Source organism: Streptomyces sp. NPDC059679 (assembly GCF_042734105.1).
GTDB lineage: Bacteria > Actinomycetota > Actinomycetes > Streptomycetales > Streptomycetaceae > Streptomyces.
Window position 1 is genome coordinate 17,887 of record NZ_JBHWES010000036.1, and the last position, 25,353, is coordinate 43,239.

Here is a 25,353-nt window from a genome sequence, read left to right on the forward strand (position 1 = left end):
GGAAGACGGCGGCGTCCCACGCCCGCGCGACATCCGCCGCCACGGCACCACCGGGCGCCGCACCCGCGAAGGCCTCGTACGCCGACTCCCACAACCGCCGCGACGCGTTCGCCGCCGCCTCGATCAGCTCCTCCGTCCAAGGACCGGGCCGCTTCATCAGCGTCCCGGCCAGGTACACCGTCACGGCACCCGCGGCACGCACATCGGCCGGATCCAGGCCCGCGGTCTCTCCCGCGGCGAGCCGCGCCGCGACAGACTCCACGTCCGCCTCGGTCAGCTCATCCACGATCGGCCGGCGCTGGGTGGCATCGCTCGGTACGTGCCGCGGCTCGGCGGCCTGGCCGGCGGCGGCCCGTGCCCCGGCCAGGGCGTCGAGCGAGACGCCCAGGGCCCACAGCCGCGACTCGGCGACCTCCACCTGCTTCCGCGCACTCCCCCACCTTTCCCGGACCGACCTGATCCGCCGGTCCCGCGACATCGGCCCGGACAGGGACGCGCACGCGCGGTTGAAATCGTCGGAGGCCGCGACGAGCGCGCTCCACGCCCGCGCGTGCCTGTTCCACGCGGCGGAGACCAGGTCGGCGGAGTCGGTGGCGTCCACGGCGAGTGGCCGGGCCCCGGGGAGCTGCGCGAGCCCGCCGACGGCCCCAGGCCCGGACGGCGGCGGAAGGGCCGGGCGGACGGGCGGGGGGCCGCCGGGGGGCTCATAGGCGGTGCCTGCGCTGCTCGCCGCCGAAGGCCGCGGAGCCTCCTCAGCCCTCGGCACGCCCGGGGCCGCCGCCTCACCGGAGCCCTCGGCCGCCACCGGGACCGGCGCGGCGGGCACGTCCCAGCGCGGTCGCAGGCCCAGTCCGGACCGGAGGAGGTCGGTCAGCTCCGCCGCGGACCGCAGCGCGGCCTCCGTGCCCGGCCCCGACGTCAGCAGGTGTTCGGCGACCTGGCGCACCGCATTGCGGTACTCCTCGACGGCGTAGCGGTGGTCCGACAGCGGCGCGTGCGGCTCCGGCGGCAGCACCAGGAAGACGGCGGCGTCCCACGCCCGCGCGACATCCGCCCCCACGGCACCATCGGGCGCCGCACCCGCGAAGTCCGCGTACGCCGACGCCCACAACCGCCGCGACACATTCGCCGCCGCCTCCTTCGCCTCGTCCCTCCAGGGGCCGTACGACACCATCAGCGTCCGGGCCCGCTCCACCGGCGGGACACCCGCGGCACGCACCTCGGCCGTGCCCGGATCCGTGCTCCCGCTCGCGGCGAGCCGCGCCGCGACAGACTCCACGTCCTCCTCGGTCAGCTCATCCGCGATCCACCGGCGCTGGGAGATTTCGCTCGGTACGTGCCGCGCCTCGCCGGCGGCGGCCCGTGCCCCGGCCAAGGCGTCGAGCGAGACGCCCAGGGCCCACAGCCGCGACTCGGCGACCTCCACCTTCTTCCGCGCACTCCCCCACCTGCGCCGGGCCCGCAAGACCCCCCGGTCCTGTGACATCCACCCGGAAAGGGACGCGCACGCGCGGTTGAACTCGGCGGAGGCCTCGACGAGCGCGTTCCAGGCCCGCGCGTGCCTGTTCCACGCATCGGAGACCAAGTCGGTGACGTCCACATTGAGTGGCCGGGCCGCGGGGAGCTGTCCGCTCCCACTGGCAGCCCCGGACCCGGACGGCAGTGGAAGGGCCGGGCGGGCGGGCACGGGTGTCTGCGGGGCGACCGGGGCCGTCGGCGCGTCCGGCCACGGGGCAGGGGACGCCGGGGACGCGGACGCCCGCGGGGCCGGCGAGGACGGCACCGGCGAGGCGACCGGCGAGGCGAACACCAGTGGAGCGGAGTCCCCCGGCCCGGCGCCGTCCGCGGGGGGCGCGTTCCAGCGCGGTCGCAGGCCCAGTTCGGGCCGCAGCACATCGGCCAGCTCCGCCGCGGACCGCAGCGCGTCCTCCGTTTCCGGCCCCCACATCAGCAGGTTCTCGGCTACCGATCGGACCGCGCCGCGGAAACCCTCCCCGGCGTACCGGGAGTCGGCGAGCACCGCGTGCGGCTCCACCGGCAGCACCAAAGAAACGGCGGCGGCCCAGGCACGGGCGGCGTCCGTCTCCATGGCACCGTCGGGTGACATGACAGGCGCCGCATCCCCCGCACCCGCGAAGTCCGCGTACGCCGACGCCCACAACCGCAACGACACGTTCGCCGCCACGTCGTCCAGCGCGTCCACCCATGGGCCGGGCCGCACCATCAGCACCCGGGCCAGATCCACCAGTGACAGCGCGTCCACCGACACGCGGTCGTCGGCACCACCGAGCATCATCTCGACATCGGTCCACGGGTCGTGGACCGGCGTGACGCCCGCGGCCTGTACGTCAGCCCTGTCCAGACCGTCGCCGGCGTTCGCGACGAGCTGCGCCGCGACGCCAATCGCGTCCTCCTCCGTCAACTGACCCGCGATCCACCAGCGCTGGGCCTCGTCCCTCGGCACGACCGGAGCCCCGACGCCCTCACCGGCGGCGCCCCGCGCCCCGGCCACAACCTCCAGCGGGACGCCCAGAGCCCGCAACCGCGCCTCGGCCTCCTCCAGCCGCTCACGCGCCAGCTCGGCCGCGGCCCAGAAGCCCAGTTCCAGGCCCGCCATCAGCGTGTCCTCGTCGCCTGCCCGCCCGGCCCGCTCCTCCGACGCCGCCCCGGCAACAGCCGCCGCGAACTCGGCCCACGCCCCCGCGTGCCCCTCCCAGGCGGAGGTAAGGACCTGGTCGGCGGACTCAGCGGAGCCGGCGGAGTCCACGGCGAGCGGCCGGGCATCCGGGAGCTGCTCAAGCCCTTCGGCAGTCTCGGGCTCCAACGGCAGTGGGGCGGCCGGGCTGACGGGCGCACGGCTGCCGGAGGGCTCGGTGGCAGCACCCGTCGCGGGCGCCACCGGGGGCTCCCAGGACGAGGACCCCGGGGCCTCCTCCCAGGCCCGCACGGGCGCGTACCGCGGCGCCAGATCCAGGCCGTGCAGCTCCAGTTCCATCCCGATCTCGCCCGCGGCCGCCACCAGCGTGAGCAGCAGCCCCTGCCACAACCCGACCGGGTCGTGCCCGGCCTCGGTGAAGCGCGCGTTGACCGCTTCCATGTACGGGTCGACCACAGCCCGCAGGGCGTCGCGGGTCAGCGGGGAAGTATCCCCTCTGTCCGCCCGGCACTGGTCCACCGCGCGGAACCCGTGCAGCACAGCCTCGAACGCCGCCTCGTCGTTCTCCAGCAGTGGCCCATACACCAGCCGGACCACCCGCCACCACCGCTGCACATCCCCGGCCCGGCCCGGGTCACCGGTCACCCGCTCGGCCACCTCGGCCAGTTGGGCCGGCGACGGCTCCGGGCGGAACCCCGCCAGCCAGTCGCCCTCCGTCAGCCGGAGCACCGTGACCAGCTTCGACCCACCGTGCCCGTCCGGCTCCCGACGTGTGGCGAACCCGACCTCCAGGCCCTGGGCGGAGGTCCACACCCACTGGTCCGGGGGCATACCGTCGGCCAGTACCTGACCGGCCACCGGCCACTCCAGCGGGTCACGCCCAGGCGCGTGCGGACCCGCGACGTCCGCGCCCACCACCAGCACCGCCGTATTCGCCGGCTGCCGGGTCAACTCCGGTACATGCGCGAGGAGATAGTCCGCCACCTGCGCGTAGCCGAACGCCACGGCCGCGCCGGACCCGGGCCTCAACCATGCCGCGGTCCCGTCCCCGTCGATACCGACCAGGAACACCCTGCCGAACGGCGCCCGCTGCGGCGGGCTCTCTGCCAGGACCGCCGATGCCCGGTCCTCGTTGCCCTCATCCGGGGCCCACCGCACCTCAGTGAAGCGGTCCACGTCCGGCAGCAGGCCGTTGGACCTCTCCCGATGCAGCCACCGCCCGGCTCCGGCTCCGCGCAGCGAGACCCCCACCATCGCCCCCGACGCGTTCCGGTACGGCACCGGCCGCACCCAGGCCACCGGGGCCCGGGCTCCGTCCAGCGTCTCGATGTGCTCATCCCACCCCACACGGCCCGGCATCCAGGGAGCGGAGACCGGCGCGGCGCCCTGGTCGCCGTGGAGCGCCACCGCCCCGTCCGCGTCCGGCCCGCGCGGAGCCCGCGGGGCCGAAACCGCCGAGGGCAGAGCCGACGTGGTCGAGATCGTCGGCGCCGAGGCCGTCGCGGGAGCGGCAGGCCCGGTGGACCCGGGGAGCGGGTACGGCCGCGGGACCGGGTGCGGGGCGAGCGGGATGGGCGCCGGCGGAAGCTTCGGCACCGCCAGGTGCCAGACGGGGCCGGAGCCCGCGCTCGCGAAGGCGGTGAGCACCGGCACGCCCTGGTCGTCCGTGTCGGACAGGTCCGTCGGGTCCTCGGTCCACCACACGGGGCGGCCCAGCCGCTGCGCCAGCCGCTGCGCCACCGCGCCGACGTCGGGAGCCCAGTCGGCGTGCGAAAAGACGACCTCGGTGCCGTACTTCCGCTCCGTCAGTGCGGGGTCCACCGCGGCCAGCTCCAAGAACTCACCGACCGGCGGCTGGAACAGCTGGTTGTGGATGGTCAGCCGGACGGTATCCGGGTCCAGTGGGTCCGGATCGGCCCGCAGCAGGAGGGGGCGCAACGCGGGCGCCTGCCGGTTCCGGTTCCGGTTCCGCCACGGTGCGTCCACCAGACCGCCCGGCGTATGGATCCGCGCCAGGTTCACCCCCGGCCACGACTCCCCCGTGAAGTCACGGCCGCTCCCCTGGACCCCGTCCTGGACCGTGGCGATGCGGGTTTCGTCGAACGCCCCGAACACCTCCAGGTCGTACGCGGCCGCCACGTCCGGGTCGGACGCGTCCCGCCCCACGGCGAACGCCCGGGTGAGCGTCTCCCGCAGCTCCGCACGCTCCGACTCGTCGACGTCGAAGTCCGGGTCCAGGTGGAGCACGCGCACGGCCAGTTCGTCCACATCCGTACCGGGTGTGTTCAGCAGGTCCATGGTCTTGGTCCACGCCCACAGCATCCGCAACCGCTCCGCCTCACCCAACGGACGGGGTTCGGGCAGATTCAGGACGGTGGCGGCCTCGGACCTCGCCTCATCCCCCTGCACCCACTGCGCGCCCAGCCGCACCACCGGCAGATCCACGAAGTCCCACGGCATGTCGACGCGTTCGCCCCGCGGGCCACGGGGCCGGGCCTCCCACCACGCCGCCGCCGCGACCAGCGCGTCGCGGGCGACGTCCTGGTCCACCTCGACCCCGGGCCCCGCATGCGCCGCGATCACCCGCCGCACCAGATCCAGCGTCAGCGGACCCACCCGCCGAAACTCCGGATCGGCCAGCCACATCTCGTCCACCGCCACCACACCCCGCAGCAGCTCCCCGAAGTGGGCACGGTCCTCCACATGGACCCCGAACATCGACTGCAGCGCCCGCACCGCAATCCGCGTCCGCTCCTCCACCTCCGCCAACACCGGACCAGGCCCCCAGTGCAGCCCCGCCATCACCACGTACCGGCCCAGCTTCGCGCCCTTGGGATCCGGCCGCTCCAGGGCAACATCCCGGGGCTGCCCCTGAGAATCGGTGTACAGGACCCACCTCTGCCTGTTGGTCCCGGGCTGCTCCCCATCCGACAGCTGGCCGTGGAAGGCACGCACCCAGAGATCCGTCTCGTTCGCGGTGCGCTTCGCCATGGACAGCTCCCGCAGCGGATCGGCCACGAACACCTCGGGAGCGAAGGGTGATCTCATGGCGGGCCCCCGGCTGTTGCTGTCCTTGGGAGTCCCGAGCCAGCAGTCGGAGAAGTCGATCCAGCCGACCTTGGGCCGCCGGGACACCAGCCACTTCACCCACGCCACCCCCGCAGCCTCGTCGACGAAGCGGCTGACCACGCCGTTTCCGCTGCGGAACGCCAGCATCATGTAGCCCGGGACGCCATGCGCGCTGATGCGGAACGCGTCGGCCAGGGGGAACGGACTGCCCTCGGGCCCCGGACGCGGCAGCTCCTGCTCCGGCCCGTCGGTGTCCGTGGGGAAGTGATAGTGGACAAACGTCGGCATCCGGTCGCTGATGCGCTCGATCTTCTCGTAGTTCCTCGCGTACTGGCCGGGTTCGAACGAGGCGTAGCCGGTCTGCTCTCCCATCGCCTCGCTGATGACCGGCCACATCACCACGTCCAGGTACCAGTCGGGCACGCTCTCGTCGGGAACGGGCCCCTGGCCCGGCGGGAACGAGGCCCAGTCGCCGATGGGAACTCCGGGCCGTCCGGCAACCGTGTCGATGCTGCCCGTCCCATCGGCCCACGTGCTGACCGACACCTCACCGCTGTGCGCCCACACCTCCAGACCGGTACGTTCCGCGAACTGCTGGAGCAACACGCCGTACTGGCCCAGGAAGGGAACGGCCAGCACGATCAGGGTGCCCGGGGGCAGACCCGCCCGCTCCACGGCGGCGGTCTCCAGCTCGATGATCTCCTCGACGTCCGCGTCCCGCGTCGACTCGTCCGGCAGCCGCGCCACCACCATGTCGTCACGCCGGTCACCCGCGACGACGTACAGCGCCGACCCCTTCGGCCACGGTGTCGCCCGCCGGGTACCACTGCCCGTCAGCTTGCCGTCCGGCTGCGGGACGAGGACCTCGCTCAAGTCCGTGTCCAGCTCCAGGGCGCCCATCGCCCCCATGACGTCACGGCCCAGCCAGCTGACGCCCGGGATCTGCTTCCACTGCTTCGTGAAGTAGGTGCTGTGGCCCGGCCCGGCCGCCCCCAACTGGTCGAGGTGGAACGCGCCCAGCGCCGTCAGACTGCCCGCCCGTCCCTTCGCCTCGGCGGCCCACACCAGCCCGAACAGCTCCGTACGCACCGCCTGATCCACCGGCGCGTCCTTCGGCAGGTGCAGCATGCGACGGGCCAGCACGTCCACATCGAACGCCTTGCCCCGGAACCGCCGGTCCTGCTCGTGCAGAGCCGCCAGCCGCTCCATGGCCACCGCGTCCCGGGAGAGGGTGATCCCGACCGTCACCTGCCGTGCCAGTTCCGCACGCGGCACCCCGGCGAGCGCGGCCACCTCGTCGGAGGGTCCCCCGGGAGCCCCCCGCAGGGACACCGCGAAGTCCTGCGCGGTCAGTCGTGCCGTCCCCTCGGCCGGGGGACCCTGAAGGAGGTCCAGCGCCTGGTTGAGCAGGCCGGTGAACAACGCGTGCACGACCCGCGCGCGCCCCTCGCCACCGTCGGCGCCGTACGCGGTGATATGGATCTCCGGCCGCGCGACGTCCGCATCCCGGTTCCGCAGGCCGGCAGCCGCCACCTTGAGGGCCAGTTCCCAACCAGCCTGCCGCCCGTTCCCGGAAGGGCCCGTCCCGTCCGGCGTGAACTCCACCGCGCTCAGCGGCGGCAGCCCGGGAGCCGGCGCGGCCACAGGCGAGGCAGCCGCCTGCGGAACGGACGGCGCGGCGGGCGGGGCGAGCGCGGCGGGCGGCGCGGGGGACGCGAGCGCCTGCGGGGCGTACGAGGCGGGCGGCTCGAACGCCCGCGGAGCGGGCGACGCGGGCGCGGGCTCCTGCGGGGCGACCGGCGCGACGAGCACCCTGCCGCCGGAATCGGTGGCATCCCCGGTGAGCGGCCGGGCGGCAGCGAGCTGTGCGACCCCCGCGGCAGCCCGGGGTCCGGACAGCAGCGGAGGGGCCGGGTGTACGGGCGCGGGCGGTTCGACGGCGGTGAGCGCCCGGCCTGCCGCCGAGGACGCCGGGGCCTCCTCCCATGCCCGCCGGGGTTCGTACCGCGGCGTCAGGTCGAAACGGAACGACGGCCCCAGATCCACCCCGACCTCGGCCGCAGCCGCCGCCAAAGCCAGCGGCAGCGCCTGCGCCGGCGTCGTGGCCCGCCCGGACCCGGAGGCGTACGCGGTGACCAGGCCCCGCAGAGCATTCCAAGTAAGCGGGGAGACATCGCCCTCGCGAGCCCGCCACAGGTCCAGCGCGTGGAAACCGCGCAACAGAGCCTCGAACGCCGCCTCGTCGTTCTCCAGCAGCGGCCCGTACACCAGCCGGGCCGCCCGCCTCCACCGCCGCACATCCCCGACCCGCGTCCGATCACCGGTCAGCCGCTCAGCCTGTGCGGCCAGTTGGACCGACGACGGCTCCCGGCGGAACCCCACCAGCGCGTCGCCCTCCGCCAACTGAAGCCGCACCACCCGCTTCTGCCGGGTGACACCGTCCTCGTCCACCACCTCCTCGACTCCCGAGGTGAACCCGAACTCCAGGCCCAGGGCGGAGGCCCACACCCACCCGTCGAAGCCCGTCTGGTTGGCCAGCACCTGACCGGCCACCGGCCACTCCAGCGGATCACGGCCGGCCGCGTACGGGCCCGCCACATCCGCACCCGCCACCAGCACGTCCGTGTCCTCCGGCCGCCCGGTCAACTCGGGCGCACAGGCGAAGAGACAGTCGATCACCGCCTTGTAGCCGAACGCCACAGCCGACTCGCCCGAGCCGTCCTCGGACCGCACCGGCAGCCATGCAGCGGTCCCGTCCCCGTCCAGACCGACCAGGAACACCCTGCCGAACGGCGCCTCCTCCCACGAGCCGTCCGACACGACCGCGGGAGTCCCGGCCGCTCCTTCGGGCCCCGGACCCCACCGCGCCTCCGGGACGTACTCCACCAACGGCAGCAGACCGTAGGACTCCTGCCCCTGCTGCCACGCACCGTCCCGCCGCGCCGACACCCCCACCGGCACATCCGAGGCGTTCCGGTGCCGCACCAGCGACACCCGGTCCACCAGAACCGGGGTCCCGTCCAGCGCCTCGACCTCCTCCCGCCACTCGATCGTGGGCGGGGGCGCCTCGTGGACGGCCGTCAGCACCCTCGCCGCGCTCCTGATCACCTCCTCGACGCGCGCACGCACCCCGGCGGGCACGCTCCCGCTCTCCAGGAGAGCGGACGCCTCCCCCACCGCCGTGGCCATCAGCCGATACTCCGGGCTGTCCGCGGGCAGCCGGATGTGCCCCAGGGCGTAACCGGCCAGCGCCCTGGCCACGGTCATCCCCTCCGCCAACGTCAGCAGCGGCCGGGGCGGGCCGTCCACCCGCGGCACGCCGTTGCCGGCCAACGGCAGGAACGGGGCAAACGCCAGGACCACCGGATGGTTCACGATCCGTTCCACCGACCGGACCAGCACCTCGGGAGACAAGGGGACCCGGGCCGCCACCGCCTCCTCGTACATCCGCCGGCCCAGTTCCACCAGTTCGGCACCGGCCTGCCCGATCTGCTCCTCGGTCATCAGCCAGCCGTCGATCCCGTACGCCCGGAACTCGTCGGCCGCCAGCGGAACGGCCAGACCGCCCTCGGTGTCCAGGCCCGGGAGTTCGTCCATGCCGACCGACTCGTACTGGCCGATCCGCCGCCCCTGGGACGTGAGCCCCGTCAACGCGAAGGTCAGATGCTCACGCGGCGACGGCCTGCGGACGGCCCCCATGTCGAAGAACCCGTCCGGAACGGCCATGCCCGGCCGGTGGAACGCGAAGGTGCGCTCCACTTCTCCCTTCATCGCGGCGTGGGCGATCTCGCTGAGCTGGTCGTGACGCTTGTCGAGGAAGTCCCGCGTGCCAGGCCGCAGAGCCCGCCTGACGCTGTCGAACGGGTTCCGGGACGCCACCGACAACCGGTTCTTGAACAGCGTCCCGAGGCCCGCGAACGCGGGCCCGACCGGCCCGGCGGCGGACTGGGTGAACGCCATCCACCCGTATCCCCAGACCTCACTCACATCCGGAATGGCCGCCAAGAACGGCAGAGGGTCCGCAACCGCCGCACCGCGGTAGCCAAGCCAGCCCACCAACTCCCCGGCGGCCTGCGCCCCGAACCGCCTCCCCGCTACGAACAGGGACCGCGTCTGCTCGGTCCCCAACCGGTCGATGGCGTGGTCCCAGGCCATCATGCGGCTCACCGGGGCGCCACCCAGGCTGAACTGCACGTAGTCGCGGCCGTTGTAGCCCAGAGCGAGAGGATTGACGGTGGTCAGGTGACCGGCCTCGGTGAGCGTCCACCCGGGAAGGTCTCCCAGAAGCTCCCGCAGCGGTACCGGCCGCCCGCCCTCCCCGGTCTGGCCCGTCCACGCCAGCCGGTCACGCACCAGCTTCCCCTGAACCGCCAGCTCCGCCCAGGACCGCCGCCGCTCGCCGGGAACCACCGCCGCGGGATCGGTGTCGACCTCCGGAATGAATCGCGAGACCTTCTCGAACCCCGCCTCCGGGGGCGGTTGCACCGTAATGTCGAAGAGCCGGCCCGTGGCGCGGTGCAACCAGAACGGCGTCGCATCGACGGTGACCCTGATCCCGGGTCCCTCCGCCAGCACCACCTTCCGCAGATCGGGCTGCCCCGCCACGTGAGCCGTGACGCCGAGCCTCCTCAGAAGCTCAGAGGTGAGGGGGCCGATGTCGAGCGGATAGCGGTGCTCGACCTCGGTGCCGAGGGCCCCGTACTCGTCCCGCACCGCAAAGTCCAGCAGCGCGTGCGCCACCGACGACGACTCCGCGGACGGCTCCAGCGCGTCCGCCACCACCCGCCCGGACGGGCCGACCACCACCGCCCGCGCGTCGAACAGCAGCCCCAACTCCGGCGGAGCGTCCGACACCCGGTGCTCTGCGGGCTTCGACGCATCCGCCCACACCACACCATCTGCCGTGTGGTATGCCGCGAACGCGTGGCCCAGCCCGTCCCCCGGCCGCCGCGCCAGCACCAACGCCACCGAACCCGGCCCCGCACCCTCCGCGTCCCGCAGCGCCTCCTCCACCGCACCCCACGAACCCACCCGGCCCCACCCAGGACCCACCACCAAACCGGACGCCACACCCGGCCGGTCCAGCACCGAGTCATCCACCGCGCCTCCGGCCCGCACACCCGACGGCAGCCCCGCGCCAGGATGCAACTCATCCCGCAACGCGGTCAGCAGCTCCAGGCACCGCTGCTCCGACACCCCCGGCGGCACCCGCAACGCCACACCATCCACCAGACCCGCCAACTCCCCACGGGACAGCACCCCGGGAGCGCGCCCCGGAGCAGTTGCCGTCCCGTCCTCGTCCACCCCGTACGGAGCCCCCATGGCCAGAGCCGCCGGGCGCGGAGCCGGGGTTGCCGCGGCCGAGGGCGCCGCGAGAGCGGCATGCCCCGTGGAGCCGGGGAGCGGGTACGGCGGCGGGACCGGACGCGGGGCGGGCTCGGTGAGGGGTGGCGGCTCCACCTCCGCCCTGTGCCAGACGGGGACGGAGTCCGCTGTGAGCACCGGGTTTCCCTGGTCGTCCTTGCCGGACAGGTTCGTCGGGGTGAAGGTCCACAGCACGGGCCTGCCCAGTTGCGTCAGCCGCTGGGCCACCGCGGCGATGTCGGCGCCCGGCCCGGCATGCGAGAGGAGGATCTCGGTGCCCGGCTCCCTGTCTGTCAGGTCGGGGTCGTTCGCCATCAGCGCAAGGGACTCGCTGACCGGTATCCGGAGCGCCTGGCCGTCGATGACCAGCCAGATCTTGTCGGGATCCACCCGGTCCGGTTCGGCCCGCAGCAGCGCGGGGACCCGTGCGGGCGCCTGCCGGTTCCGGTTCCGCCACGGCGCGTCCACCAGACCACCGGGCGTACGGATCTGCGCGAGGTTGACCCCCGGCCACCTCTCTCCTGTGTAGTCGCGGGCGCTCCCCCGGGCCCCGTCCTGGACCGTGTCCATGCCGGTGCCCGCGAACGCCCCGTAGACCTCCTCCAGGGAGAACGCGGCCGCCTCATCCGGGTCGGACGCGTCCCGCCCCACGACGAACGCCCGGGTGAGCACCTTTCGCAGGTCGTCACGGTCCGCCTGGTCGACGTCGAAGTCCTGGTCCATGTGGTGGACCCGCCGGGCGAGCGCGTCCACGCCCGCCTCGTCGAGTCCGTTCAGCAGGTCCACGGTCTTGACGTACGCCCAGAGCATCCGCGACCGCTCCGTCTCACCCACCTCACCGGGGCCGGACAGGCCCAGAGCGGTGACGGCCTCGGACGTCGCGCCGGGCCCGTTCAGCCACGCGGCACCCCGCCGCACCGCCGGCAGCTCCACGAAGTCCCACGGCTGCTCCAGGCGTTCGCCCCGCGGGCCACGGGTCCGCGCCGCCCACCACGCCGACGCGGCGGCCAGCACCCGGCGCACCACATCCTGATCCACCGTCCCGGACACGGCCGCCGGATGCGCCGCGACCACCCGCCGCAACAGATCCAGCGTCAGCGGACCCGACCGCCGGAAACCCGGATCGGCCAGCCACATCTCCTCCACCGCCAGCACACCCCGCAGCAGCTCCACGGAGTCGTCCGCATTGTCCACATGAAGCCCGAACATCAACCGCAGTGCCCGCACCGCCACGAGCGTCCGCACCCGCGCCTCCGCCGGCACCGGGTCAGGCCCCGAGTGCAGCCGGGCCGCCACCGCCAGCCGATCCAGTGCCGCACCCTTCGGCCGCGGCCGGGCCAGCATGAACCCCCGCGTCCGCCCCCGGGCATCGGCGTCCACGCCCCACACGCTCCTGCCGCTCCCGCGCAGCGTCCCAGTCCGCAGTGGACCGGTGGAGGCACGCACCCAGAACTCCGTCTCGTCCGCGACCCGATCGGCGACAGACAGCTCCCGCAGCGGATCGGCCACGAACCCCCCGAGGGCGAAGTAGCCCCTCCTGACAGGCCCCGGCGGCCTGGTGCTGTCCTTGGGGGTGCCGAGCCAGCAGGCGGCGAGGTCGAGCCAGCGGTCCCTGGGCAAGTGGGCCACCAGCCACTTCACCCACGCCACCGTCTCGTCCTCGGTGAGGCTCCGACTGGCCACGCGGTTCCCGCTCCACACCGCCACCTTCATGGAGCCGCGCCCACCATGCGCGTCAAAGCGGAACGCGTCGGTATCGGGGAACGGGTCGGCCTCGGGACCCGGACGCGGCAGCTCGAACTCCGGCCCGAGGGTTTCCGTGGGAGGGTAGAAGTGGACGGACGTCCTCATCCGGCCGCCGCGGCGCTCCTCCACCGCGTACGGGCCGGGTTCGAACGAGGCGTAGGCGAACGGCTCTCCGGTCGCCTCGCTGACCACCGGCCACAGCAGCACGTCCCCGTACCACCCGGGCACGCTCTCGTCGAGAACGGGGCCCTCCCCCGGCCGGAGCGGGAACCAGGTGCCCACGGGAACCCCGGGCCGCCCGGACACGGTGCCGATACGGCTCTTCCCGTCGGGCCGCGCGCCGACCCGCACCTCACCGCTGTGCGCCCACACCTCCAGGCCGGTACGTTCCGTCAGCTCCTGCAGCAACAGCCGGTACTGGCCCAGGAACGGAATCGCCAGCACGATCGGTGTGCCCGACAGACCCGCCCGTGCCACGGCGACCGCCATCAGCTCGACGAACTCCTCGACGTCCGCGTCCCGCGTCGAACGGTCCGGCAGCCGCACCACCACCCTGCCGTCACGCATGTCGCCTCCGGCGACGACCGGAGTCTCCCCCTTCGGCCACGGCGTCGCCCGACGAGGGCCACTGACCATCAGAGAGCCATCCCACTGCGGCGCGAGGACATCACCCCAGTCCGTGTCCAGCTCCAGGGCGTCCATCGCCCCCATGACCTCGGGCCCCAGCCAGTTGACACCCGGGATCCGGCGCGCACCGCCGCTTCCCGGCACCGTGAAGTAGCTGCTCCCATCCGGCCCGGCCGCCCCCAGCTTGTCCAGGTGGAACGCGCCCAGCGCCACCAGGCTCCCCGCCCGCCCTGCCTGCTCCGCGTCCCGCACCAGCCCGAACAACTCCGCGCGCACCGCCTGCTCCACGGACGCGTCCTTCGGCAGGTGCAGCACCCGGCGGGCCAGCACGTCCACGTCGAACGCCGTGCCGCGCAGCTTCCTGTCCCGCGCATGAAGCGCCGCCAGCCGCTCCAGCGCCGCCGCGTCCGGGGCGAGCGTGAACGCGACCGTCGCCTGCCGCTCCAGCTCCGCACGCGGCACCCCGGCGAGCGCCACCGCCTCGTCGGAGGGACGCCCGGCTCCGTCACCCCACGCCAGGCCGAACGCGAAGTCCCGTGCGGTCAGCCGCTGCACGCCCGCCACCGGGGGGCCTTGAAGCCTGTCCAGCGCCTGGTCCAGATAGCCGGCGGCCAACGAGCGCACGGCCCGCACCCGGCCCTCGCCACCGTCAGCCTCACCGGCGCCGTACGCGGTGATGTCGATCTGCGGCGGCGCGACGTCCACCCGCCAGTTCCGCAGACCGGCCGACGCCGCCTTCAGCACCAGCTCCCAGACGGCCGCCCGCCCGCTCTCCGACGGGCGCGACCCGCCTGGTGCGAACTCCACCACGCTCAGCGGCGGCAGCCCGGGGGCGGACGCGACCGCGGGCGAGGCGGGCGGGGCGGGTGGCCGCTGGGCGGACGGCGCGGGCGATACGGGCCGGGGTGAGCCGAAGGACGCGGGCGCCTGCGGGGCGACCGGCGCGGCGAACACCCGCGAAGGAGAGCCCCCCGGCCCGGCACCGTCCGGGGCGGGTGCGTCCCAACGGCGCCGCCCCCGACCGGCCCAGTGGTCGTCGGCCAGCGCCCCCGCCGAGCGGATCGCGGCGTCCGAGTCCGGGCCCTGCTCCAGCAGGTGCTCCGCGACCTGGCGCACCGAGTCGCGGTACTCCTCAACGGCATAGCGGGAGTCCGCCAACACCTCGTGCGGCTCCGGCGGCAGCACCAGGAAGACGGCGATGTCCCACGCCCGCGCGACATCCGCCGCCACGGCACCCTCGGGTGCCGCACCCGCGAAGGCCTCGTACGCCGACGCCCACAACGACCGCGACACGCTCGCCGCCAACTCGTTCAGCCCGTCCGTCCAGGGACCGGACCGCACCATCAGCACCCGGGCCAGCTCCAGCCGCGACAGCACGTCCACCGGCACCCGGTTGTCTCCACGGAGCGCCATCGCGATCTGGATCCGCTGGTCGTCGGCCAGCTCGTGGCTCGCGGCGAGGTCGGCCGCGGCCAGGCTGTCGCCGACGCTCGCGGCAAGCCGCGCCGCGACAGGCTCCACGGCATCCTCGGTCAAAAACCCCGCGACCCACCGGCGATGGCTGCCACCCCTCGGCACGTCCGGCGCTTCGGCGGCCTCACCGACAGCGGCAGCCCGAGCCTCGGCCAGGGCGCCGAGCGGGACGCCCAGGGCCCACAGCCGCGACTCGGCGTCCTCCACCTTCTCCCGCGCACGCCCCCACCTCTCCCGGGCGTTCTTGACCCGCCGGTCCCGCCCCGCCGGCGCGGACGCGAACGCGGCGGTGAACTGGGCGGAGACCGCGACGAGCTTGCTCCACGCCTGCGCGTGCCTGGTCCACGCGACGACGAAGACCAGGTCGGCGGAGTCGGTGGCGTCCACGGCGAGCGGCCGGGCCGCGGCGAGCTGTGCGAGCCCGCCGGCGGCCCCGGTCCCGGACGGCGAGGGAAGAGCTGGGCGGACCGGTGCGGGACTGCCAGGGGGCTCATCGGCCATGTCCGCCCGGCTGGCCACCGCCGGCTCCGGTGCCTGCTCCCACGCCCGCACGGGGGCATGCCGCGGTGCCAGGTCGAAGCCGTGCAGCTCCAGTTCCATCCCGGCCTCGCCCGCGGCCGACACCAGGGTGAACAGCAGCGCTTGCCACCACTCCACCGGGTCCTGCCCGGAGTTGGCACGGTATGCGTTCATCAGCTCCCGGTACTGGTCGACGACATCCCGCAGCCCCGTCCACGTCAGCGGAGAAGCGTCCCCCCGAACAGCCCGCCACTGATCCAGCGCGTCGAAACCGCGCAGCACAGCCTCGAACGCCGCTGTGTCGTTCTCCAGCAGCGGCCCGTACACCAGCCGGACCGCCCGCCACCACCGCAGCACATCCCCGGCCCGGCTCCGGTCACCGGTCACCCGCTCGGCCACCGCGGCCAGTCGGGCCGACGACGGCTCCCTGCGGAACCCCGCCAGCCAGTCCCCTTCCTCCAGCCGCAGCCACGTGACCCGCTTCGCCCCACCGTGCCCGTCCGGCTCCAGACGCGTGGCGAAACCGACCTCCCGCCCCAGGCCGGAGGTCCACACCGGCCGGTCCAGGCCGGCACCGTTGGCCAGCACCTGACCGGCCACCGGCCACTCCAGCGGGTCGCGCCCGTGCGCGTACGGACCCGCCACATCCGCGCCCACCACCAGCACCGCCGTATCCCACGACGCCGCCGTCAACTCCGGTACGCGCGCGAAGAGATAATCCACCACCCGCTCGTAGCCGACCGCCACAGTCGGCCAGTCTCCGGTCGGCAGCCGCGCCGCGGTCCCGTCCCCGTCCAGGTCGACCAGGAACACCCTGCCGAACGGCGCCCTCCGCCGCGGGCCCTCGGCCACCACCGCCGATGCACGGTGCAGGTTGCCCTCGTCCGGGTCCCACCGCACCTCCGTGAAGTGGTCCACCTCCGGCAGCAGGCCGTAGGACTCCAGCTGCCGATGCCGCCACGGTGTCGGTGCTCCGCCGCGCCGCAGCGACACCGCCACCCGGGCGTCCGACGCGTTCCGGTACGACACCCCCTGCACCTGATCCACCGGAATCCGGGACCCGTTCAGCGCCTGGATCTCCGCCGGCCACTCGATCTCGGCCGGTGGCGGCTCCTCACGCAGAACCCGCAGCGCCTCCCGGGCGCCCCGGAGCGCCGTCTCGACCCGCGCACGCGCACCAGCGGGCACCGTCCCGGACTCCAGGAGACCGGATACCTGCTCGGCCGCCTCGGCCAGCCGCTGATACATCGGCACATCGCCGGGCGGCCGGAGCTGCCCCAGGGCGTAACGGCCCAGCGCCACGGCCACGTTCATCCCGTCCTCCGTGGACAGCAGGCGCCGGTTCGGACCCTCCACCTGCGGGATGCCGGGGCCGAGCACGGACAGGAACGGGGCGACCCCCCGGACCACCGGATCGCCCAGAATCCGCTCCACCGACGCGCCCAGCACCTCGTGGGACAGCGGGACCCGGGCCGCTACCGCCCGCTCGTACATCGCACTGCCGAGTTCCGCCAGGTCGGAATGCGCCTGCTCGATCTGCTCCTCGGTCATTCGCCTGTCGTCGAACCCGTAGCCCCGCAGTTCCTCCACCATCAGCGGGACCAGCAGGTGGCCGCCGCCGGTGTCCAGGTCCGGGAACTCCTCCATCCCGACCGCCTCGTACGCGCCGATCCGCTCCCCCTGGGACGTGAGGCCCGTCAGTGCGGCGGTCAGATGCTCACGCGCGGACGGCACGTCACCGACGATGGCATCGCGGACCGCTGTGTCGAAGTACCCCTCCGGCACGGCTTCTCCCGGCCTGAAGAGCTGGAAATGGCGGTCCATCTCCGACCTCAGCAGGTCGTGGGCCATCGCGCTGAGCCGGTCGTGCCCCTGGTCGAGGAAGTCCCGCGTGCCTGGCCGCAGATCCCGCCTGGCGCTGTCGAACGCGTGCCGGGACGCCTCCGTCAGCCAGCTCTTGAGGAATTGTTGGGCCGCGTTGTTGAGCGGCCTGGCGGCGACGTGGGTGAACGCCCGCCACGTGTATCCCCAGACCTCGTCCACGTCCGGGATGGCCGCCAGGAACGGGAGACGGTCCGCGATCGCCGGGTCGCGGTAGCCGAACCGGCCCACGAACTCCAGGGCGACCCGCCCCCCGAATCTCCTCCCCGCCATGGCCAGAAGAAGCAGCCCCTTGGGCTGTGCCCTATCCATGGCGTGGTCCTGGAGCGCTCTCAGACCGACCGAGGGGGTACCCGAGTTGAACTGCGTGTAGGAGCGGCCGTCGTGGCCCGGGGCGAGGGGATGGACGGTGGTCAGGTGGCCGATCTCGGTGATCTCCCACCCCGGAAGATCACCCAGAAGCTCCGCCAGCGGCATCGGCCGCCCGCCTCCCTCGACCGTGCCCGTCCGCGCCAGCCGGTCACACACCACCCTCCGCCGGACCCGCGCCTCCTCCAGCGACTGCCACCGCTCACCCCGGACCACGGCCGCCGGATCGACGACGACCTCCGGGATGTAGCTGACGCCTCGTACGCTCCCCAGGGGCGGTGCGGGCACCGCGTCGTCGATGATCACCGGGCCGGAGGGGGGACGCCACACGGGGACCCGGTCGACGACGACCTTGACCCCGGGGCCCTGCGCCAGCACCACCTTGATGAGATCCGGCTCGTCCCCGGACTCTGGGACGGGGAAGTTGATACTCCGCAGATAGGCGGCGGGGATGGGCGCGATTTCGAGCGGATAGCGCAGCTCGGTCTCGGTGCCGAGGGCCCCGTACTCGTCCCGCACCGCCCCGTCCAGCACCGCGCGCGCCACCGACGACGACTCCGTGAACGGCCGCAACGCGTCCAACGCCACCCGCCCGGACGGGCCGATCACCACCGCCTGTGCGTCGAACAACAGCCCCGCCCTCGGCGGACGCTTCGACACCCGGCGCCGCTCGCGCTCGGACGCGTCCACCCACACCACACCGTCATCCGCCGTGTGGTACGCCGCGAACGCGTGCCCCAGCCCGTCCTCCGGCCACCGCCCCCGCACCAGCGACACCGAACCCGGCCGCCGCGCCAGTACCAGGGCCACCGAGCCAGGACCCGCACGCCGCACGTCCCGCAGCGCATCCCCCACCGCGCTCCACGAGCCCACCCGGCCCCATCCGGGACCCCGCACCAGGCGGGTACGCGGACTCCGGTCCAGCACCGACTCATCCACCACACCCCCCGCCCGCACACCGTCCTCCCCGTACAGCTTGTCCCGCAGCGCGCCCAGCAGTTCCACGCACCGCCGCTCCGACGCGCCCCCCGACGGCAGCCCCGCCACCATGCCGTCCACGAGGCCGGTCAGGTCCGCACGGCTCAGCACCCGCGGAACGGTGTTCGGGTCGGGGGCGGTGACCGGTGCGGGCGCGGGGCGCGTGACCGGCGCGATGGAGACCCAGTCCTCGGCCGTCTGCGGGCGGCCCGCCGCGTCCCGCCCCAGGGCGAGGGTGACCCTGCCGGTGCCCTGGTCCTGGTGGAAGCCGCCCTCGCCGTACGAGGCCCGCGCCAGGTGGCCCGTCGCGAGGCTGGTCGCGAGGAGCAGGGCGTCGACGTTGTCCCTTTCCCCTTCCTCGGGATCCGCGGACGGGAGCAGCCAGACGATCTCGGCGTCCGGCGGCAGCGCGCGCACCTGGGGGTCGTGGGAGAGCAGGGCCGCGACGTCCTCCGGCGGCACCACTCCGGTCAGCAGGTCGTTGCCGAGGGCGTCGTTCGCCCAGAGCACCCAGGGCGCCGGGCCGCCGGACCGGTGCCAGGGCGCGGGCACGGAGACGGAGGCGTCGTGGTCGATCGCGTCGTCGGACCGGTACCGGATCAGGGTGACCCGGCTCGGGTCGAAGTCAAGGCCGCCCCTGCCGTGTCCGTCCAGGTAGCGGCCGAACGCCCGGCCCCCGGTGTCCCGCAGGAGGGTCTCCGAGTCCAGTACCCCTTCACGTTCCAGGTGGAAGGCCCCCAGCTCCGCGGTGCTGCCGATGTCGCGCCCGGTGTCCCGCGCCCGGTTCACCAGCCGGTACAGCTCCCCGCGGTGCTCGGGGCCGGAGTTCTCGACGTACCGGTGCAGGACGCGGGCGGCGTAGGTGTCGGCGTCGCCGCCGTGGTCCCAGACGCCCAGGACGCCCTGGCTCGCGAGGTGGAGCCCGGCCAGCGCCGCGAGGCTGTGCGTGTTGTCCGCCGCGTCCAGCGCCACGCGGAGCAGTTCGGCGCGTTCGCCGGCGGTCACGGGCCCGAACCCGTCCGGGTCCAGCACGTGCCGGGCGAGCGCGTCCAGGTCCAGTGGCCCGTCGGCCAGTTCGGGGACCTTCGCCCGCAGGGTGTCCAGCCTGCGCAGGACCTCCCGTGCGGTGCCGGGGCCGTGTGCCGCATACGCGTCGTACAGGCCGTGCAGGCGGGACAGGGCGTCGAACTCGGCGAGGGCGGCGGCGTACGGGTCGCTGTCGTGCGAGTCGCGGTCGTGCGGGTCGCTGTCGCGCGGGTCGCGGTCGTCGTACGGGTCGCTGCCGGATGCCGGGTCCTCCGCAGGCGCGGCCGGCTCGGTGGACCGGGCGGGCTCGGCGAGTTCGGCGGCGATGTCCCGGACGGGAGGGAACTCGTTCCGGAAGCCGAGGCCGTCGCCGGCCGGCGGCGCCTTCGGCTCGTCCTTCGCGCCCTCCGGCCCGTCGGGCGGGAGGACCACGATCTCCGGGAGGGTGGGCCTGCGGGGCGGCTCCTGGGGCTTGGTGGTGCGGTGGTCGCGCGGGGGGCGGGGGTTGCGGTCTCCCTCGGGCAGCGCGGCGAGGTATTCGTCGCCGCGCTCGTACAGCGTCACGGCGTTCCCGGCGTCCTCGCCGAGCGCCACGCCGAAGGTGTCGATCGTGCCGTTCTCGTGCACCAGGGTCAGGTGGATGTCCGTGTTGCGGGCGACGAGTTCCGCCGCGAGCAGGGCGGTGGGGCGGTTCCACCGCCGGGCCGCGAACAGCTGGGCCCGGATGAGGGCTTCCTCCTGCCGCCGGGTCAGCGACAGGGGCGGCTCGGGCAACCGGCCGCCGCCGCGCTCGAATGCCCGCCGCTGGTCGTCGGTGAGCGTGATCCTGGCCCCCGCCAGCTCCTGGAGGCGGAAGGTGGCCCGCGGGTCGAGCCGCGCCGTGCCGGGCAGCGGCAGGTAGGCCGACGAGGACAGGTCGAGGGGCTGGAACTCGCCGCCGCCGTTGGGTGACGGCATTCCGGCGTCGTTCAAAGCCATGGCCAGGGCCGTGTAGAAGCGGTTTCCGTCGCCGGGCGGCACGGCGAGCCGGTACGCGTAGCCGTCGGGGTCGGTCAGCCGGGCCGGGTCGGAGGCGGCGTCGTACTTGGGCTCGCCCTCGGACTCGCCGTCGGTCAGGCCCTCCCAGGTCCACGGGCGGTGGGCATGGGCGGGCAGCGCGTCGTCCGCCGGGGGCTCGGCGGGGGTGTCGGCGGCGGGGGCGGCCGGTCCCGCTTCCACCTCCTCCGGCAGTACGGCGCGGAAGCGCTCGTCGGCGAGGTGGAGGACGACGCCGGGGGTGGTGTCGTCGGTCAGGGGTTCGGAGTCCGGGGGGTAGTCGAGGAAGCTGCCGTCCTCGCGGACGACGCGGACGACGGTGCCGTGCATCCGGGCGGCGAGCGCGGGCAGCAGGTCGGCCGCGGCGTTGTCCCAGGTCTGCTTGTCGGCGTGGGCGGCCGGGCGGCGCAGTTGCGCGGCCGCCAGGCCGCGGCGCTGGGCCGGGGTCAGCGGGTGGTGGCGCCGTTCGGGGGTGGGCTGGTCCCCGGCCGAGTGCGGGATCACGCCGAAATCGTCGAACTCGCGGCGCTCCGGGGTGCCGGTGCCGAGGTCGAGCCCGGCGGCCTCGACCTCGGCCGCGGTGAAGGTGTCCTTCTCGTCCGGGGCGAGGTAGGCCAGCAGCGGGGCGTCGTCGGGGAGGGCGGCCAGCGCTTCGGCGAACCGGGTACGGAGGGTGTCGGCGTCGTCGGTGATGCGGCCGTGGGCGGCGATGAACGCGTGGTAGAAGGACGTGCCGTCCTCGGGCACGTCGCGCAGCGGGTGGGTGGTGCCCTGGGGTGAGGTCAGGGCGGGCGAGCCGTCCGCGAGGACGGTGGCGGGGGTGTAGACCGGGGTTTCCTCGGGGTCCTCGGTGACTGTCTCCAGGGGTGCGGTCCCGGTCCGGCCCGTCAGTTCTCCGCTCGTCAACTCCCTGGCCGTCATACGGGGTTCGGGCACCCCGGCGCGGGTGCGGCCCGCGCCCTCCGCGCCGCTGTCCGGGTCGTCGGGCAGCTGGTGCCAGCGGGTCAGCCGGCCGGCCTCGCCGTGCAGCCGGTGCAGGGTGTCGGCCGCGGTCTCGGCTTTCGTGCGCTGCTCGGCCAGCTCCGACAGCCGGGCGTCCAGGGCGCGTTCGGCGGTGCGCAGGGTGTGGTGGGCGGCCTGGACTGTGTCATGGGCGCTCACCACGCGCTCGGCCGCGCCGCCGGTGACCTCGTCGCGCGTCTGCCGCGCCTCGGCGACGAGCCGGTCCCGCGCGTCCTGCCGGATGAAGGTGACGAGGCGGTCGGCGCCGGCCTTCGCCTCGCTTACGTCGGCGAGCTGCCGGTCGGCGTCGGCCTGCCCGGCTGCGGTGGCCAGCAGCGCCGCCAACTGGGCCTCGCGGACGGCCTCGGCGGCCTCCTCCGCCGCCTTCTCGGCGGCCTGGAGGCGGTCCCGGACCCGCTGGTCCCCGATGGCCTCGGGGAACTGGGCCGCGGGGCCCCGCGCCGTCTCGTCCGCGGCCGCGACGGCGGCGTGGTAGTGGTGGCGGGCGCTGCGGTCGGCGGCCCGTGCGGCGCGCTCGGCCGCGTAGTGGCGCCGCCTGGCCAGGGCGTACTCCGCCTGGGCCGCGGTCACGGCCTCGTGCAGGCCGGGGACGTCCCGGCGCAGGCTCCAGTACTCTCCGTCCGCCTCGGTCAGGGCCTCGGCCGCCTCGTTGACCTTCTTCCACGCCTCGGCGAGCCGCTCGGGGAAGTTCTCGTCGGTGATCAGTCCGAGGTGGCGGGCGACGTCCTCGCGTACCCAGGCGATGACCTGGGTACGGGCCTCCACGGCCTGGATGCCCGGCTTGATGCCGCCGAACGGGCCCATCATGTGCTCGCGGATCCAGGCGCCGGGTGCGCTGTCCTTGAGCTGCCGGTCGACCTCGGCGACGCTCAGCCAGGCGGTGGGGATGGCGAAGGCGAACATCCGGCCCGTGGTGGGCTTCACCTTCGTCTGGTGCACCTGCTCGTTGGTGATGGCCTGGCCTTCGGAGTCCAGCGCGTTGGCGCCGGTGGCGCTCACACCCAGGTTGACCGTGCCGAGCGGCTGGGTCTTGATCAACGGGAAGCCGCCGATGGCGGTGTCCGTGACGCCGCCGTAGTTGGTGTTCGCGGTGTTGTTCTGGGTGTGCTGCTGCGCGGCTTCCATGTCGCCGCCGTCGGCCACCGCCAGCAGTTGGGCGCCGCCGAGGTCCGGCCGCATGTAGCGGGCGAGGTGGCCGGTCGCGGAATCCAGGATGGTGTTCTCCGTGAGACCCGCGGTGTGGTACCCGCTGTCCCCCGTCGCGTCCTCGGCGAACGTGCTGAGCGCCGTGGTGCCGGAGGAGTCCTCCAGCACCTGCGCGGCGCCGGTGCCCTCGGCGGTGAGCGGGGTCAGCCGCGCCCGGCGCAGGGCCGCTGCGAGCGCGTCGCCGGTCAGCTGTCCCGACACGTGGGCGAGCCGGTTGTCGTACGCCTTGGCCAGGGCGAGGAGGCCCGCCGCCTCGACCCCCTCGGCGCCGATGACGGTGCGGACGTCGAAGCCGCTGGGCGGCATCTCGAACGGCGCCTCGCCGGGCTGCCCTTCGGAGCGCCAGGCGCGCACCCGGTCCCACAGCTGGTCGGACGGGATGCGGTCGGTGGCCGACGTCAGCACGTTCACCGCGGGCGGCTCGTCCGCCGGCTCCGGCGGGCGCAACGGGTCCGGTTCGGCGCCGGGCTGGCCGCCGTCGGCGGGGTCGGGGCGCAGCAGGCTGAGCGGGATGATGTCCTTCAGCGTGCCGACGTCCTGCTCGTGGGAGATCCGGGAGGTGACCGGGTCGCGGGGCGTGTCGCCGCGCATGCGGCCGATCTCCAGGGTGAGTTGGAGCCGGTAGCGGGTGGTGAACTGGGCGTGCGGCCCCTTGGTGGTCGTCTTCCGCGGCCGGGTGAGGGTGATGCCCGAGGAGCCGGAGAGGACCTGGCGGTTGGAGCCGGTCTCGGTGAGGGACGGGCCCGCCGCCGGGACGTCGGGGGCGCCGGTGCGTACGGCCTCGGTGACGGTCGTGCCCGCGTCGGAGCCTCGGCCCTGCTCGAACGCGCGGGTGCGGGTCTCCACCGCCGTACGGGACTCCCCCACCTCGGAGCCGGGCCACAGCCGGTCGAAGTCCTGCCCGTCCTGGACCGGGATGAGCCGGGCCCGGACCCGTACGTCCCGCTTGCCGACCCGGAGGCTCTTCCAGTCGGGGGTGGTCCTGGCGGGGAGCGAGGAGCCGGTTCCGGTCATCTCCTGGCGCAGTGCGCGCGCGACGCGGCCCGACACCAGCCGGCGGATCGCCTCGCGGCTGACGCCGTCGAGGTCGCGCCCGAGGCCGTCCAGTTTCTGGTCGAAGGCGGTCAGTGCCTCGGTGACGTTCAGGGAGTTGACGGGGTACTGGCCGAACGGGTGGCGGCGCAGCCAGCCGGGCAGGGACCACGTCCGGTTCGTGTACAGCGGCCCGGTGCCGAGGTCGTCGCCGGGGATCAGGCGCATCTCGGCGGCGGTCCGCTCGGGGATGTGGCCGAGCCAGCCGCCCTTGATCCGCTGCCACCGGCCGGCCCGGTGGCGCCCGTTCTGCAGCATGAGGAGCCGGCCGGCCGACTTCAGCAGGCCGATGGAGCGCACGTCGGCCGCGACCCGGTGTTCCGCGTCGCCCGAGGTGAGCACCTGGTGGTCGGAGGTGCTCCAGGAGGTGTCGGTGGTGACGGTCCGGGTGACGGTCTCGGTCTCGCTCCCCAGACGCACCCACGGGCGCCAGAACCCCCCGTAGCCGCCGCTGACGCCGGGCCCCGCGGACTGGGACTGGCCGTAGACGACGCTGCCGCCGACGGCGTGGGTCGCGGACCTGGCCTGGGTGCCGGTCATCGCGGTGCTGGCGCCGACCGTCACCGAGGACTTCACCGGCTCGGGCCGCCCCAGGGCGCGCAGCTCGGTGACCCGGATCCGGTGGACGACGGTCGCCAGCCAGTCCAGGTAGGGGCCCTTGCTGAACAGGCCCGTGGCGCGCAGCCCCACCTGTGTCGCGGTCTGGTCGAAGTTGGCCGTCAGAAACTGCGGCTGGTGGGCGCGCACCACGGCCTCGTGCGCGGGCACCCCCTCGTACGTGAGGTGCCACTGCCCCTGGGCCGCCTCGTCCAGGACGTCGTCCACGATCCCCTCGCCGTGCGGCGGCGCGAGGACGGAGACGGTCTGGTGCGGCTGCCCGTCCAGCGGGCCCGGATCGTGGGGCTGAACGGGGGTGGTGGGCGTGCGGTCCACCAGGGCCCTGGTCTCGAGGTCGGACAGCCTGCCCTGGGTGATCCGGCCGGGGCCCCGGTAGGGGTTCTCCGCGCCCTCGGCGTGCGGGTCGGTGTCCGGGCTGTGCTCGGCGGGGACGGCGAGGAGCACCTTGGCGCGCAGGGCGGGGAGCGGGTTGCCCTCGTCGTCCGTGAGGCCGGCGCGCGGGGTGCGGAAGACGAACAGCTGGGTGCCCAGCAGGCCGAGCGAGGTGATGCCGCGCAGCAGGCTGCGGAACCGCCAGTAGCCTCCGGTGCTCACCGTGATGGCCAGGTCGTAGCTGTAGAGGTGCGCGGGTTCGGCGGTGTCCGCCGACGGTTCGGCGGACGCGGTGGAGC

At 74.4% G+C, this 25,353-nt stretch carries 1 protein-coding gene (only partly in view); it reads right to left on the minus strand.

This entire window lies inside a single protein-coding gene on the minus strand: locus tag ACFV2X_RS31775, encoding a lonely Cys domain-containing protein. The 55,479-nt coding sequence extends 16,535 nt beyond the window's left edge and 13,591 nt beyond its right edge, so the window shows coding positions 13,592-38,944, spanning codon 4,531 (partial) through codon 12,982 (partial); the first complete codon in reading order (the gene reads right to left) occupies window positions 25,349-25,351. Both codon boundaries (start and stop) fall beyond the window edges.